General features: G+C 67.9%; 13 protein-coding genes. 6 read left to right on the top strand and 7 right to left on the bottom strand.

Annotated elements, in window-relative coordinates:
* The first annotated feature begins 6 nt into the window (after window positions 1-6).
* Window positions 7-2,145, top strand: coding sequence for a hybrid sensor histidine kinase/response regulator (locus H4F98_RS01860; protein ID WP_182684967.1), 2,139 nt, complete (start codon window positions 7-9; stop codon window positions 2,143-2,145).
* A gap of 109 nt (window positions 2,146-2,254) precedes the next feature.
* Here H4F98_RS01860 and H4F98_RS01855 read toward each other — a convergent pair whose 3' ends face one another.
* Together H4F98_RS01855 and H4F98_RS01850 are read right to left on the bottom strand one after the other, a co-directional pair.
* On the bottom strand, window positions 2,255-3,157 hold the full coding sequence (locus H4F98_RS01855) for a crotonase/enoyl-CoA hydratase family protein (protein WP_182684966.1): 903 nt from the start codon (window positions 3,155-3,157) through the stop codon (window positions 2,255-2,257).
* 122 nt (window positions 3,158-3,279) lie between these two features.
* Complete coding sequence (locus tag H4F98_RS01850) at window positions 3,280-4,956, bottom strand: long-chain fatty acid--CoA ligase (RefSeq protein ID WP_182684965.1); 1,677 nt, start codon at window positions 4,954-4,956, stop codon at window positions 3,280-3,282.
* A 190-nt stretch (window positions 4,957-5,146) separates the two neighbouring features.
* Here H4F98_RS01850 and H4F98_RS01845 point away from each other — a divergent pair, with 190 nt between their 5' ends.
* The gene (locus H4F98_RS01845; RefSeq protein ID WP_182684964.1) at window positions 5,147-5,611 is read left to right on the top strand and encodes a DUF4440 domain-containing protein; all 465 of its coding nucleotides are present in this window, start codon (window positions 5,147-5,149) and stop codon (window positions 5,609-5,611) included.
* A gap of 38 nt (window positions 5,612-5,649) precedes the next feature.
* Here the strand turns inward: H4F98_RS01845 and acnA are convergent, their stop codons facing one another.
* Window positions 5,650-8,397 carry an aconitate hydratase AcnA gene (gene acnA / locus H4F98_RS01840; RefSeq protein ID WP_182684963.1) on the bottom strand — a complete coding sequence of 916 codons (2,748 nt, stop codon included), beginning with the start codon at window positions 8,395-8,397 and terminating at the stop codon, window positions 5,650-5,652.
* Between the two features lie 206 nt (window positions 8,398-8,603).
* Between acnA and H4F98_RS01835 the strand changes: the two genes are divergently transcribed.
* The 3 genes from H4F98_RS01835 to acnB are packed head-to-tail and all read left to right on the top strand — an operon-like array spanning window position 8,604 to window position 11,923.
* Complete coding sequence (locus H4F98_RS01835; protein ID WP_182684962.1) at window positions 8,604-8,855, top strand: AbrB/MazE/SpoVT family DNA-binding domain-containing protein; 252 nt, start codon at window positions 8,604-8,606, stop codon at window positions 8,853-8,855.
* Between the two features lie 4 nt (window positions 8,856-8,859).
* On the top strand, window positions 8,860-9,273 hold the full coding sequence (locus H4F98_RS01830; protein ID WP_141518940.1) for a type II toxin-antitoxin system VapC family toxin: 414 nt from the start codon (window positions 8,860-8,862) through the stop codon (window positions 9,271-9,273).
* A 58-nt stretch (window positions 9,274-9,331) separates the two neighbouring features.
* Window positions 9,332-11,923, top strand: coding sequence for a bifunctional aconitate hydratase 2/2-methylisocitrate dehydratase (gene acnB, locus H4F98_RS01825; protein ID WP_182684961.1), 2,592 nt, complete (start codon window positions 9,332-9,334; stop codon window positions 11,921-11,923).
* A 93-nt stretch (window positions 11,924-12,016) separates the two neighbouring features.
* On the opposite strand, the gene H4F98_RS01820 is transcribed toward acnB, so the two are convergent.
* The 4 genes from H4F98_RS01820 to H4F98_RS01805 are packed head-to-tail and all read right to left on the bottom strand — an operon-like array spanning window position 12,017 to window position 14,736.
* Complete coding sequence (locus H4F98_RS01820; RefSeq protein ID WP_425487561.1) at window positions 12,017-12,616, bottom strand: lysogenization protein HflD; 600 nt, start codon at window positions 12,614-12,616, stop codon at window positions 12,017-12,019.
* Between the two features lie 20 nt (window positions 12,617-12,636).
* Window positions 12,637-13,779 carry a tRNA 2-thiouridine(34) synthase MnmA gene (gene mnmA, locus H4F98_RS01815; protein ID WP_343064711.1) on the bottom strand — a complete coding sequence of 381 codons (1,143 nt, stop codon included), beginning with the start codon at window positions 13,777-13,779 and terminating at the stop codon, window positions 12,637-12,639.
* Window positions 13,776-14,255 (bottom strand): NUDIX hydrolase, encoded by a 480-nt coding sequence (locus tag H4F98_RS01810; protein ID WP_182684959.1) that lies wholly within the window; start codon window positions 14,253-14,255, stop codon window positions 13,776-13,778. The genes mnmA and H4F98_RS01810 overlap by 4 nt, the downstream gene beginning before the upstream one ends.
* 13 nt (window positions 14,256-14,268) lie before the next feature.
* Complete coding sequence (locus H4F98_RS01805) at window positions 14,269-14,736, bottom strand: hypothetical protein (protein WP_182684958.1); 468 nt, start codon at window positions 14,734-14,736, stop codon at window positions 14,269-14,271.
* Between the two features lie 115 nt (window positions 14,737-14,851).
* Here H4F98_RS01805 and clpS point away from each other — a divergent pair, with 115 nt between their 5' ends.
* Window positions 14,852-15,172: an ATP-dependent Clp protease adapter ClpS gene (clpS, locus tag H4F98_RS01800; RefSeq protein ID WP_141518945.1), complete on the top strand. Its 321-nt coding sequence runs from the start codon at window positions 14,852-14,854 to the stop codon at window positions 15,170-15,172.
* The last annotated feature ends 122 nt before the right edge of the window (window positions 15,173-15,294 follow it).

The following is a 15,294-nucleotide window of genomic DNA, read 5'->3' as shown; positions in this document are numbered from 1 at the left end:
GCCGCCATGTTCGACCTGCTGAGACAGCGCCTGGCCAAGCGACCGGACTCCGAACATGCCCAGGCCATGGTGCGCCTGGTCATCGCCTGCCTGATCGTGGGCTACCTGCTGTTCCTGCAGAGCGCCTCCGACGACCGCGGGATCTACCGGACCATGCTGGTGGTGATGCTGGCCGAGGCCACCATCGGCTTCCTGCTGCTGGTCGCGATCGTGCTCCGGCCGGGCGTGTCCCACATCCGGCGGTGGATCGGCATGCTGGGCGACTACTCCACGCTCGCGATCCTGATGTCGCTGTCGGCGCCGACGCTCGCGCCGCTCTACGTGATCATCCTGTGGGTGACCATCGGCAACGGCCTGCGCTTCGGCACCACCTACCTCTACTCGGCGGCGGTCCTGGCCTGCGGCGCGTTCCTGACCGTGATCCTGGGCACCGACTACTGGCGCCAGCAACCCTACCTGGCGACCGGCCTGTTGCTGGGGGTCATCGCGATCCCGGCCTACCTTTCGTCCCTGCTGAGCAACCTGCATCGCGCCACCGCGGAAGCCAAGCGCGCGAACGAGGCCAAGACCCGCTTCCTCGCCAACATGAGCCACGAGCTGCGCTCGCCGCTCAACGGCATCATCGGCATGGCCGAACTGCTGCACGGCACCCGCCTGGCACCGGAACAGCGCGAGTACGCCGACGTCATCCATACCTCGGCCCAGTCGCTGCTGTTGCTGGTCAACGATGTGCTGGACATCTCGGCGATCGAGGCGGGCAAGCTGGAACGGCGCGACGCCGACTTCAACCTGCAGGAACTCGTCCACCGCATCCAGAAGATGCTGCAGCCCATGGCCGCCTCCAAGGGCCTGTCGCTGCGCATGGACATGGACGCGGACGTCCCGGTGCGCCTGCACGGCGACGCCGCCCACCTGACCCAGATCCTGCTGAACCTGCTGCACAACGCCATCAAGTTCACCGAGGAAGGCGGCGTCTCGCTCGGCATCTCCAAGCTGTCCGACCCGGTGCAGGACGACGTGCGCCTGCGGTTCGCCGTGACCGATACCGGCATCGGCATCGCCGGCGAGGATGCCCAGCGGATCTTCCTGGCCTTCGAGCAGGTCGACAGCGGGCCGACCCGTCGCTTCGGCGGCACCGGCCTGGGCACCACCATCGCCAAGACGCTGACCCAACTGCTCGGTGGCCAGATCGGGCTGGAGCCCAATCCGGAAGGCGGCAGCCGCTTCTGGGTCGACCTGCCCCTGCAACTGCAGGACGCCGACAACCACGAGGAGGCGGGCGAAGCGGTCGACGGCAACAAGATCATATCCTTCGACGATCCCTTCATCCGCCACCGGATGCGCGTGCGGAGCCTGCGCATCCTCATCGCCGACGACCAGGCCGCGAACCGCACGGTGCTGGCGCGGCTCCTCGAGCGCGCCGGCCATCGCGTGCACATGGTCAACGATGGCGAACAGGCCCTGGACGAGCTGGAGCAGGGCGGTTACGAACTGATCGTGCTGGACATGCACATGCCGCAGCTCAGCGGCCTCGACGTCATCCGCCAGTTGCGCTTCATGGAAGCGCGCAGCCAGAAGCGGACGCCCTCGATCATCCTCAGTGCCGACGCGACGCTGCAGGCCTCCGAAGCGGCGAGCGAGGCCGGCGCCAATGCCTTCCTGACCAAGCCGATCGTGGTCGACCGCCTGCTCAAGACCATCGCCGAGGTGATGGATTCGAGCACCTTGCCGAACGTACGGGCCATCAGCGACGTGAGCACCCCCGTCACCAACCCGGCCGTACTGGAAGAGCTTGCCGACATGGGCCTGGGCGAGGCCTTCCTACGCGACTTCGTCGAGCAGTGCCTCAAGGACGCGACGGGCTGCCAGGCCGAACTGGCCAAGGCCGGCACGGACCAGGACTGGGCCGCGTTCCGCGAGGTCGCGCACGCCTACAAGGGCATCGCCGAGAACCTGGGCGCGCATTCGATCGCCGAGCGCTGCTCGGGCATCATGCGCGCCAGCGACGACGTACTCCACCGCGAGCAGGGCAAGGTCGTCGCGGAGCTCGCCTCGCAGCTCGAATCGGTGGACCGCATCAGTCGGCAGGAAGTCGTTCGCCTGACCCGCGCGACCCGCAGCAAGGACACGCCCGATCTGACGTGACCGTTTCGTCCGGTCGTCGATATCCCCTGACCACTCGGGAGCCGCCCCCCTCGGCTCCGCTCACCCCAGATCCTCTTTCTCCCCTTGACGCCTGGTTGTCCTGGCGTCCTCAAGCATTCTGGACGCTGCGGGTCTGCGCTTCCTGGTCGGCGCGCCGCTGCTGGGCACGGATCAGTCGTTCCATCGTGCGAAGGGCACGGTCGTCCAGGCGCATCGCCGCGTCCACCCACTCGGTGGTGACGGCCAGCAGTTCGTCCAGCTTGACCGGGTTGCAGGCGTGCCGCACGGTGTTCATCGCCCGCAGGGCATTGCCCATGCGCCGCTGGCGACGGATGGTCTCCTGCACGGCCATGAGGCCTTCGCCGCGCGGTACGACGCGGTCGACCACGCCCATCTCGAGCAGTTCCTCGACCGGATAGACGCGGGCATCGAGCATCATCCGCTCCGCCTGGGCCGCGCTCACGCGCCGGGTCAGGAAGGTGTACGCGCCCATGCCGGGGAACAGGTCGAACAGCACCTCGGGGAACCCCATCCCGGTGCCTTCCTCGGCGATGATCGTGTGGCAGCACAAGGCCGCCTCGAAGCCGCCGCCCAGCGCGTCGCCCTGGATGAGCGCGATGCTGTGCACGCGGTCGTCGTACAGGCGATGGAAGTTGTAGGCCACCTCGACGCACAGCTTGGCGTAGTCGAGCAGGGCGCCGCGGTCGCCGGAGCGGATCAGGCGGGCGAACAGCGAAAGGTCGCCGCCGAGGTTGAAGACGTCGCTGTCGGACGCCAGCACCAGGTGGTGGATGCCGCCTGCGTCGCGCAGTGCGGCGGCGGTGGCGATCTCGCTGCGGATGTTTTCCTGGGTGCGCTTCAGGTCGCGCAACAGGCGCTGCGAGAAGCAGGGGTGGTAGACGCTGGGGGCGTCGGCATGCATGTAGCACCAGTGGGCGCCGCTGGTCGGTTCGACGACGTGGCGTGCCAGGGAGGGGATGGCTTCTGCATGGAGACGGACGGGCATGTTCATGGCTTGACTCCGGAGTCATAAGCAGGCAGTGGCGCCTGCATGGAGATCGTACACCCGGACAAATAAAGACCCCCTCCACCGGGAGGGGGTCCGGGTTGCCACTTGTGGCCCCATCCGGGCCCTCAGTGGGGACTCTCGTCCCTCAGTTCCCGGCGCAGGATCTTGCCCACGTTGGTCTTCGGCAGCTCGCTGCGGAACTCCACGATCCTCGGATGCTTGTATCCGGTCAGGTTTTCACGCGCATAGGCCTTCACCTGGTCTTCAGTCAGGGCGGGGTCCTTCTTCACGATGACCACCTTCACGACTTCGCCGGAATGCTCGTCCTGGACGCCCACGGCCGCCACCTCCAGCACCTCCGGCATCGAGGCGATCACGTCCTCGACCTCGTTGGGGTACACGTTGAAGCCCGAGACCAGGATCATGTCCTTCTTGCGGTCGACGATGTAGAAGTAGCCCTGCTCGTCCATACGGGCCATGTCGCCGGTGTGCAGCCAGCCTTCGGCGTCGAGCACGTTGGCCGTTTCCTCGGGGCGGTTCCAGTAGCCTTTCATGACCTGGGGTCCCTTGATGCACAGTTCCCCGACCTCGCCAACGGGCAGCTGCCTGCCGTCCTCGTCCTTGATGCAGGCGTCGGTGGACGGGATCGGCAGCCCGATGGCGCCGTTGTAGTCCTTCAGGTCCATGGGGTTGATGCAGGCCGCCGGCGAGGTCTCGGTTAGGCCGTAGGCCTCGACCAGGGTGACGCCGGTGACCTTCTTCCAGCGCTCGGCCACCGAGCGCTGGACCGCCATGCCGCCGCCCAGGGTGAGGTGGAGGCGGGAGAAGTCGACCTCGTCGAAGCCCGGCGTGTTCAACAGGCCGTTGAACAGGGTGTTGACGCCGGTGATGGCCGTGAACGGCACGCTCTTGAGCTCCTTGACGAAGCCCGGCATGTCGCGCGGATTGGTGATGAGGTGGTTGAGCCCGCCGAACTTCATGAACACCAGGCCGTTCGCCGTCAACGCGAAGATGTGGTACAGGGGCAGGGCGGTGATGATCACCTCCTCGCCGTAGCGCACGTTGGTTCCCACCCAGGCCGCGGCCTGCTGCATGTTCGCGACCAGGTTGCGGTGGGTGAGCATGGCGCCCTTGGCGACGCCGGTGGTCCCGCCGGTGTACTGCAGGAAGGCGATGTCGGACGGTGCGATCTCGACGTCGGGCAGGTCGTGGCGGCGCCCGGCCTCCAGGGTGGCGCGGAAACGCACGGCCCCGGGGATGTTGTACTGCGGCACCATCTTCTTGATGTACTTCAGCACGAAGTTGACGATGTTGCCCTTCGGGAAGCCGAGCATGTCGCCCAGCCCGGTCGTGACCACCTGCTTGACCGGGGTGTCGCGCACCACTTCCTGGACCGTGTCGCCGAAATTGTCGAGCACCAGCACCACGCTCGCGCCCGAGTCGACCAGCTGGTGGCGGAGCTCGCGCGCGGTGTACATCGGATTGGTGTTGACCACGGTCAGTCCGGCGCGGAGCACGCCGAAGGTCGCGATCGGATACTGCAGGCAGTTCGGCAGCATGATCGCCACCCGGTCGCCCTTCTTGAGCTTCAGCTCGCCCAGCAGGTAGGCCGCGAACTGACGGCTGAGCTCGTCGATCTCGGCATAGCTGAGCGTCTTGCCGAGGTTGGAGAAAGCCGGGCGCGCCCTGTAGTTGTCGATGGCGCTTTCCAGCACGGAGACGACCGATGGGAACTCGTCGACGTCGATTTCGTGTGGAATGCCCTCCGGGTACTGCTGAAACCAAGGACGATCTGAACTCATTGGCACTCCCCTATCCACAGTGTTTGCCGCTTGCGTGCTGCCGACCAGCGCGGATCACACAGGGATGCGCCAGCGTACGTTGGGCGTCGATTGGAGCATACGCCCCATGGGGTGGCAAGGTAGAGTGCAGCATCGCAAGCGCCGCCGCCGCGCGCGCGCGCGATGCCCTCCAACCCCCGCGAGACCCTTCATGACACAGCGTCCCACGTCCCCGCGCGCGCCTGCCCATTGGCTGTTGCCGAGCCTGCTCCTGTTGCTGGCGATCGCCCTTGGGGCATGCAGTCGCGAGACCCCCGAGGCCAGGCTCCGGCAGGCCGTCGGCGCACTGGGCGAGGCCATCGAAGCCCGCGACGCCGGGGCCATCGAGGACTGGCTCGCGGAGGACTTCATTGGCCCGGACGCGATGGACCGCGATGCGGCCCGGCGCATGGCGGCGCTCATGTTCCTGCGCTATCGCGACATCGGCGTCACCCTGGGCCCGGCCCGGACCGAGATGAGCGGATCGCATGCCACGGTCCGCTTCGAGGCCCTGTTGACCGGAGGCGGGGGACGATTGCTGCCCGACAGCGCCCGGGCCTACCAGGTCGAGAGCGGCTGGCGCCTCGAGGACGGCGAGTGGCGCCTGACCAGCGTGGACTGGTCGGGCAACCGCTGAGCGGAGGACCGGGACGGGCCCGGCCCTCCGGGCCGGCGTCAGGCCGCTTTCCTCGCGGCGAGCTGGCGCAGGACGTAGTGCAGGATGCCGCCGTGGCGAAAATACTCGACTTCCTTCGGTGTCAGCAGCAGCACGCGGACCTCGAAGCGGACCTCGCCGCCGTCGGCCTTGCGCGCGACGACCGTCGCGGTCTTCGCCGCGCCGTCGTCCAGGCCGCTGATGTCGAAGGTCTCGCTGCCGTCGAGGCCGAGCGAGGCGATGCTGTCGCCGTCCTTGAACTGCAGCGGTAGCACGCCCATCCCGACCAGGTTGGAACGGTGGATGCGCTCGAAGCTCTCGGCCACGACCGCCTTCACCCCGAGCAGGTTGGTGCCCTTGGCGGCCCAGTCCCGCGATGAGCCGGTGCCGTACTCCTTGCCCGCCAGCACGACCAGGGGCACGCCCTCGGCCTTGTACTTCATCGCGGCGTCGTAGATCGCCATCTTCTCGCCGCCGGGCTGGTAGAGGGTATTGCCGCCTTCCTCGCCGCCCAGCATCAGGTTCTTGATGCGGATGTTGGCGAAGGTGCCGCGCACCATCACGTCGTCGTTGCCGCGGCGCGAGCCGTAGCTGTTGAAGTCGGCCGGCTGCACGCCGCGCGCCTGCAGGAAGCGGCCCGCGGGCGAGTCCTTCTTGATGTTGCCCGCCGGCGAGATGTGGTCGGTGGTGATCGAATCGCCGAACAGGCCAAGCACGCGCGCGCCGTTGATGTCGGCGATCGTGCCCACGTCCATCGACATGCCGTCGAAGTAGGGCGGGTTCTTGATGTAGGTAGAAGCCTCGTCCCAGGCGAACGACTCGCCGTCCGGCGATGCGATGCGGTTCCAGCGGGTGTCGCCCTTGAACACGTCGGCATAGTTCTGCGCGAACAGCTCCGGGCCGACGGTCGCCGCGATCATGTCGCCGATCTCCTTGTTGCTCGGCCAGATATCGCGCAGGTAGACGTCGTTGCCGTCGCTGTCCTGGCCGATCGGGTCGTTGGTCAGGTCGATGTCGATGGTGCCGGCGATGGCGTAGGCGACCACCAGCGGTGGCGACGCCAGGTAGTTCATCTTGACCTCCGAGTGCACGCGGCCCTCGAAGTTGCGGTTGCCCGAGAGCACCGAGGCCACCACCAGGTCGTTCTCGGCGATCCCCTTGGACACCGGGTCGGGCAGGGGACCGGAATTGCCGATGCAGGTCGTGCAGCCATAGCCGACCACGTAGAAGCCCAGGCTCTCGAGGTCGTCGAGCAGGCCGGCCTTCTTCAGGTAATCGGTCACCACCAGCGAGCCCGGCCCGAGCGAGGTCTTGACCCAGGGCTTGGCCTTCAGGCCGAGTTTCGCCGCATTGCGCGCGACCAGCCCCGCGCCCAGCATCACCGCTGGGTTGGAGGTATTGGTGCAGGACGTGATCGCCGCGATCACGACCGAGCCGTCGCGCAGCTCCGCCTCCTGCTCCTGCACGGTGATGGTCGACACCGGCGGCGCCGCCAGGTGGTCGGCCTGGTGCTGGTGGCCGCCCTCGGCGTCCATCCGGTCCTTGCCGTTGCGCGGCGCGCGGTTGGCGATCAGGCCGGTCAGGTTCTCGCGGAAGTTGGACTGCATGTCGCTGAGCAGCACGCGGTCCTGCGGGCGCTTGGGGCCGGCCAGCGAGGGCTTCACCTCGCCCATGTCCAGTTCGAGGGTGGCGGAATACTCCGCTTCCGGCGCGCCCGGCTCGTGCCAAAGGCCCTGGGCCTTGGCATAGGCCTCCACCAGTGCGATCTGTTCATCGCTGCGGCCCGACAGGTGCAGGTAGCGCACGGCCTCGGCATCGATCGGGAAGATGCCGCAGGTGGCGCCGTACTCCGGCGCCATGTTCGCGATCGTCGCCCGGTCGGCCAGCGGCAGGTGCTGCAGGCCATCGCCGAAGAACTCGACGAACTTGCCCACCACGCCGAGCGAACGCAGCATCTGGGTGACGGTCAGGACCAGGTCCGTGGCCGTCGCGCCCTCGGGCAGCTTGCCGGTCAGCTTGAAGCCGACGACCTGCGGGATGAGCATGGAAGAGGGTTGCCCGAGCATGGCCGCCTCCGCCTCGATGCCGCCCACGCCCCAGCCCAGCACGCCGATGCCGTTGATCATGGTGGTGTGGCTGTCGGTGCCGAACACCGTGTCGGGGAAGGCCAGGCGCGTGCCGTCGACGTCGCGCTCGACGACCACGCGGGCCAGGTTCTCCAGGTTCACCTGGTGCACGATGCCGGTGTTGGGCGGGACCACCTTGAAGTTCTCGAAGGCCTTCTGGCCCCAGCGCAGGAAGCTGTAGCGCTCCATGTTGCGCTCGAATTCGATCTTGCCGTTGAGGTCCAGGGCGTCGGCGCGGCCGAATACGTCCACCTGCACCGAATGGTCGATGACCAGCTCGGAGGGGATGAGGGGATTGATCTGGCTGGCCTTGCCGCCGAGCTTGCTGACCGCGTCGCGCATGGCCGCGAAGTCGACCACGCAAGGCACGCCGGTGAAGTCCTGCAGGACCACGCGCGCCGGCATGAAGGCGATCTCGGTGTCCGGCTCCTTGCGCGCATCCCAGCGGGCGACGGCCTCGATATGCTCCTTGCCCACCGTCTGGCCGCCATCCTCGTGGCGGAGCAGGTTCTCGAGCAGGATCTTCATCGAATAGGGAAGCCGGGAGATGTCGAACTGCTTGCCCAGGCCCGGCAGGCTGAAGTAGGTGTAGGACTTGCCGTTGACGTCGAGTTTCGCTCGGGTGGCAAAGGAATCGCTCATGGGCAGGGGCTCCTTGTCTTTCTGATGACGGGTGCGGGGGTCGGGCGCGACCGCAGCCCGGCGCTCGCGGCGTCGGGCGTCGACCGGGCGGGGAGGGACCCCATGCAGGTTCTGGCTGCGGGGGATGATAGCGCCGTGGATGTGACGACACGTTGAGTATGCATCATCAAGTATGTATAATTTGTGCATACTTCAAGGAGGTCGCCATGGAAGCCACGGTTGCCGAACGCGGTCAGATCACCTTGCCCAAGCCCGTCCGGGACGCGCTGGGCTTGACCAAGGGGACGGTACTGAAGGTCGAGCTCGATGGCAGCCGCATCGTGCTGCGCAAGAGCGTCGACGATGCCATCTCACGGGCCCGCGGGCGCTTCCGCCTGGACGGCTTCGAGTCTACCGACGACGCCATGCGGACCATTCGCGGCCGCGCCCCGGGCGAACCCCTGGAAAACGGGGACTGATCCGATGATCGCGCTCGATTCCTCCGTGCTCGTCGACCTGCTGGCCGACGGCCCGCAGGCGGATGCCGCCGAGGCCTGCCTGCGGCAGTGCCTGAGCGCCGGGCCGGTGGTGATCAGCGAGGTCGCGCTGGCCGAGGTCTGCAGCGCGCTGCGCGACGGCTCCGAGGCACTGGCGGTGCTGGAGGAGATGAGCATCCGTTTCAGCCCCCTGGAAGCCAAGTCCGCGCTGCGAGCGGGCGAGATGCAACGGCGCTACCGGCAGCGCGGCGGCGCCGCGGGCGCCCGCGCGCGCACGGTGCCCGACTTCCTGATCGGCGCGCATGCGCTGCTGCAGTGCAATGGCCTGATCACCCGCGACGATGCCTTTTACCGCGATTACTTCAAGGGACTGAAGTTGATCGTGCCGACGACCGAGTAGACCGGCGTCCCCCGACCCGTTCTTTTTTCCCCGTACCACCATCCACGCCGGAGCCACCATGTTGGAAGCCTACCGCCACCACGTCGCCGAGCGCGCCGCACTGGGTATCCCCCCGCTGCCGCTGACCGCACAGCAGACCGCCGACGTCATCGAACTGCTGAAGAACCCGCCCGAGGGCGAGGGCGATTTCCTGCTGGAACTGATCGCCCACCGCGTGCCCGCGGGCGTCGACGACGCCGCCCAGGTCAAGGCCAGCTACCTGGCCGCGGTGGCCTTCGGCACCGAGGCCTGTCCGTTGATCGACCGCCGCCGCGCGACCGAACTGCTGGGCACCATGCTCGGCGGCTACAACATCCATCCCCTGGTGCAGCTGCTCGACGACGCCGAGCTGGGCGCGGTCGCGGCGGAGGCGCTCAAGCACACGCTGTTGATGTTCGACGCCTTCCACGACGTCAAGGAAAAGGCCGACAAGGGCAATGCCAACGCGCGTGCGGTACTGCAGAGCTGGGCCGACGGCGAATGGTTCACGAGCAAGCCGGAAGTCCCCGAAAGCCTGACCGTCACCGTCTTCAAGGTGCCCGGCGAGACCAACACCGACGACCTGTCGCCGGCGCCCGACGCAACGACCCGCCCGGACATCCCCATGCATGCGCTGGCGATGCTCAAGAACCGTCGCGACGGTGCGGCCTTCGAGCCCGAGGAAGACGGCAAGCGCGGCCCGATCGCGTTCATCCAGTCGCTCAAGGACAAGGGCCACCCCATCGCCTACGTCGGCGACGTGGTCGGCACCGGTTCGAGCCGCAAGTCGGCCACCAACTCGGTGCAGTGGTGGACCGGCGAGGACATCCCGTACATCCCCAACAAGCGCTTCGGTGGCGTCTGCCTGGGCAGCAAGATCGCACCGATCTTCTACAACACCATGGAGGACGGTGGCGCACTCCCGATCGAGCTCGACGTCGACGCGATGCAGATGGGCGACGTGATCGAGCTGCGACCCTACGAGGGCAAGGCGCTCAAGGACGGCGTGGTGATCGCCGGGTTCGAGGTCAAGTCGGAGGTCCTGTTCGACGAGGTGCGCGCCGGCGGCCGCATCCCGCTGATCATCGGCCGCGGCCTGACCGCCCGCGCCCGCGAGGCCCTGGGCCTGCCGGCGTCGACCCTGTTCCGCCTGCCGCAGCAGCCGGCCGACAGCGGCAAGGGCTTCAGCCTGGCGCAGAAGATGGTCGGCCGCGCCTGTGGGCTTCCCGAGGGTCGCGGCATGCGCCCGGGCACCTACTGCGAGCCGCGGATGACCTCGGTCGGCAGCCAGGACACCACCGGCCCGATGACGCGCGACGAGCTCAAGGACCTCGCCTGCCTGGGCTTCTCGGCCGACCTGGTGATGCAGTCGTTCTGCCACACCGCGGCCTATCCCAAGCCGGTCGACGTGAAGACCCACCATGAGCTGCCGGCCTTCATCAGCAAGCGCGGCGGCATCTCGCTGCGCCCGGGCGACGGCGTCATCCACAGCTGGCTCAACCGCATGCTGCTGCCCGACACCGTCGGCACCGGCGGCGACTCGCACACGCGCTTCCCGGTCGGCATTTCCTTCCCGGCCGGCTCCGGCCTGGTGGCCTTCGCGGCCGCCACCGGCGTGATGCCGCTGGACATGCCCGAGTCGGTGCTGGTGCGCTTCAAGGGCCGCATGCAGCCGGGCGTGACCCTGCGCGACCTGGTCAACGCGATCCCGCTGTACGCCATCAAGCAGGGCCTGCTGACCGTCGCCAAGCAGGGCAAGAAGAACATCTTCTCCGGCCGCATCCTCGAGATCGAGGGCCTGCCGGACCTCAAGGTCGAGCAGGCGTTCGAGCTGTCCGATGCCTCGGCCGAGCGCTCCGCCGCCGGCTGCACGGTGCACCTGAACAAGGAGCCGATCATCGAGTACATCAACTCGAACATCACCCTGCTCAAGTGGATGATCGCCGAGGGTTACCAGGATGCCCGCAGCCTGCAGCGCCGCATCAAGGCGATGGAAGCCTGGCTGGCCGACCCGCAACTGCTCGAGGCCGACGCCGATGCCGAGTACGCGGCGGTGATCGAGATCGACCTGGCGGACGTGCACGAGCCCATCGTGGCCTGCCCCAACGACCCGGACGACGTGAAGACGCTGTCGGAGGTCGCCGGCGCCACCATCGACGAGGTGTTCATCGGTTCGTGCATGACCAACATCGGCCACTTCCGCGCGGCGTCGAAGCTGCTGGAAGGCAAGCGCGACATCCCGACCAAGCTCTGGGTGGCACCGCCAACCAAGATGGACGCCGCCGAACTCACCAAGGAGGGCCACTACGGCACGTTCGGCAGCGCGGGCGCACGCATGGAAATGCCCGGCTGCAGCCTGTGCATGGGCAACCAGGCGCAGGTGAAGGAGGGCGCCACGGTGTTCTCCACCAGCACGCGCAACTTCCCGAACCGCCTGGGCCGCAACTCCAACGTCTACCTGGGTTCGGCGGAGATGGCCGCGATCTGCTCGCGCCTGGGGCGCATCCCGACCAAGGCCGAGTACATGGCCGACATCGGGGTGATCAACGCCAACGGCGAGGAAATCTACCGCTACATGAACTTCGACCAGATCCAGGACTACAAGGACGTCGCCGACACCGTGACCGCCTGAGTCCGGTCGGACCGGCAAGACCAGGAAGCCCGGCATCGCCGGGCTTCCTTTTTTCCGGGCCTGCGCACCGCCCGTTCGCGCGCGTCACCGGGATCAGCGCAGGGCGACGTGGACCGCCTCGCGCATGCGGCCCTTGGCCAGCAGGAAGTCGAGGAGGCTGCCGCCCATCTGGCGCCACAGCACCGCCGAGCGGACCGCGGCGAGCAGGGCCGCGCGCACTTCCGCCACCACCGAGGCCTGCCCCAGGTAGTGCGGGTTGCCCTGGACCAGCACGCGCGGCCGCAGGTGGCTCAGGGTCTCGGCATACAGCGTGCCAAGGGCGGCCATGACGTCGGGATGGGTGCTGCCGTCGGCGCGCGCCCGGTCGCCCAGCGCCAGGATGTCCCGGTGCACGCGCGAGGCCATGTCCTCGTCGCGGACGAAGCGACGCTCGAGCTGCATCACCGCCATCGCCAGGCGCGGCAGTTGCGGATCCGCAATGCGCCCCTCGAAGTAATCCTTCAACAGGGTCAGGCCGGGCATCAGCGCATGGCGGCCGCCGTAGACCTCGGCCGGCGAGCCGGCGTCGATGCGGAACACCGAGTCGAGCACGGTGGCCAGGGCGGCGGTGTTGGCCTGGCCGGTGTCGGCGATGCGGCGTACCTGCGACAGGGCCTGGACCAGGCCCGCCAGCGCCAGGACGCGGTCGGTCATGGGATTGTCGGGGCTTTCACTCATGTGGCGGGGGTGCTCGTTCGTGGTTCGAGGGGGGCATCGGTGGACGCGATCACCGCGCCTCCCAGGCAGATGTCGCCGTCGTACAGCACCAGCGACTGCCCGGGCGTCACCGCGCGTTGCGGCCGTGCGAAACGCACCGACAGCTGGCCATTGTCCAGCACCTGGACCTCGCAGTCCTGGTCGGCCTGCCGGTATCGCGTCTGTGCGGTACAACGGAAGCCCGCGGCGGGCGGGGCGCCGTCGATCCAGTGCGCGGCCTCGCTGTGCAGCGTGGAGGAGAGCAGCCAGGGCGAATCGTGGCCCTGGTCGACGTACAGGACGTTGCGCGCCACGTCCTTGCCGACGACGTACCACGGCGCCTGTTCGAAGCCGCGGACACCGCCGATGTTGAGGCCTTCGCGTTGGCCGAGGGTGAAGTAGAACACCCCCGGATGCTCGCCGACCCGGCGTCCGTCGGGCGTGAGCATGTCGCCTGGCTGCGCGGGCAGGTACTGCGACAGGAAGCCGCGGAAGTCGCGCTCGCCGATGAAGCAGATGCCGGTGGAATCCTTCTTCGCCGCCGTCGGCAAGCCCGCTTCGGCCGCCAGGCGCCGGACCTCGCTTTTGGGAAGCTCCCCCAGCGGGAACAGCGTCGAGGCCAGCTGGGCCTGGCCCAGCTGGTGCAGGAAGTAGCTCTGGTCCTTGCCCCGGTCGACGCCGCGCAGCAGGCGTTGGCGGCCGTCGACCCGGGCGACGCGGGCATAGTGGCCGGTGGCGATACGCTCGGCCCCCAGATCGCGGGCGGCGTCGAGGAAGTGCTTGAACTTGATCTCGCGGTTGCACAGCACGTCCGGATTGGGCGTGCGCCCGGCGGCGTACTCGGCCAGGAAGTGCTCGAACACGCCGGCCCAGTATTCGGACGAGAAATCGCGGAAATGGATGGGGATGCCCAGACGCCCGCAGACCGCCACCGCGTCGCGCCGGTCCTCCTCGGCGCGGCAGTTGCCGGCGGGGGCTCCGTCGCCTTCCCGGGGGTCCTCCTCGGCCCAGTTCTGCATGAAGAGCCCGGCGATCGACTCGCCCGACTGCTGCAGCCTGAGCGCGGTCACCGAGGAGTCGACGCCGCCGGACATGCCGACGATGACCCGCGCCCGGCTCACGACAGGGCCTGCAGCAGCTCCAGCGGGTGGCGCCGCCCGGCCAGGAAATCGGCGGCGGCCTGCCAGACCAGGGGGCTGCGGTGCTCGCCGGCACGCGCCTGCAGCTCGGCCGGGGTCATCCAGCAAGCGCGGACGATGCCGTCGTCGAGCGGGCGGTCGGGATCATGCGCGACCGGCTCGGCGGCGAACGCGAAACGCAGGAAATGGCGCCCTTCGTGGCCGTCCGGACCGGCGGGCGCGGTCCACTGGTAGGCGCCGACGAAGGCCGTCAGGCGTACGTCCCAGCCGGTTTCCTCCAACGTCTCCCGCCGGGCCGCCTCGAGCAGGCTCTCGTCCGGCTCGAGGTGCCCGGCGGGCTGGTTGAGGACGAGCCTGCCGCCGACCGTTTCCTCCACCACCAGCAGGCGGCCGCCGTCGGCGACCACCGTGGCGACGGTGACGTCGGGTTGCCAGAAGCGGCCTTCGCGGTAGCTCATCCCGGTGCCGGCCTCAGAACTCGTCGTCGCCGTCGGTCAGCACGATTTCCATCTGGTCGGCCACCTTGACGGCGTATTCGATCGCGTCGTCGAGCTCGTCGTTGGACGCCTCGGCGTCGATCTTGACCACGTAGATGGCCATGTCGCCCTGCTTGACCCAGGCGCCGAGCTTGTTCTCCTCGGAGTCCTCCAGCAGCTTGTTGGCGACCACGGACGGGAAGTCGTCGCCGGGCGCCTGGTAGGCGGGGGCCCAGATCTCGCGGACCTTGTGCGCACCGTAGCGCTCGACGTTGGAGATGACGAAGACCAGCTGCGAGCGGCCGCCTTCGGTCTCGAAGACCATCTTGTAGTCGCCGTCGTCGTCGACCTCGTAGTCGTGGCCGATGGCATCGAGCTGCTGCTTGATCCTGGCATCCTGGGCGAAGGCCGGGGCGTTGACGAGGCCAATGGCCAGCAGGACGAGCAATGAAATCGATCGCACGGTGGTTCCCCCTGTTGTTGCATTGATGGAGGTCACATTGTGCCGGGCGATCCGGCATGCGTCCATGCGCCCCGCAGCCCGGTGGCCGCCCGCCATGGCCCGCTATAATCGCCCCATGCCCAACCCCACAGACCACGAGCACCAGCATGGCGCCCTGGTGGAAACCGACCGTCCCGAGGTCGCCCGCCCGCCCATGTATTCGGTGCTGCTGCTCAACGACGACTACACCCCGATGGACTTCGTGGTGGAGGTGCTCATGCGCTTCTTCCCCATGAACATCGAGAAGGCGACCCAGATCATGCTGCATGTCCATACCCGGGGGCGCGGCGTCTGCGGCGTGTTCACCCGGGAAGTGGCAGAGTCGAAAGTGGCCCAGGTGAACGAATACTCAAGGCTCAACCAGCACCCCTTGCTGTGCACGATGGAAAAGGCCTAAAACTGTCGGGGAAGACGTGGTAAACAAGGGAGGCAAGTCGTAGACAGGGGTTCCTTTCCGGCGGAGGAGGAGAGGTCCAACGAGCTGAACCCCGGGCGGTCCCAGGCCACGCGTGGGGGCAT

The sequence above is a fragment of the Marilutibacter spongiae genome (assembly GCF_014145325.1).
GTDB classification, from domain to species: Bacteria; Pseudomonadota; Gammaproteobacteria; order Xanthomonadales; family Xanthomonadaceae; genus Marilutibacter; species Marilutibacter spongiae.
Note: the sequence above shows the minus strand (reverse complement) of the source record. Positions and strands in the feature narration are given on the sequence as shown.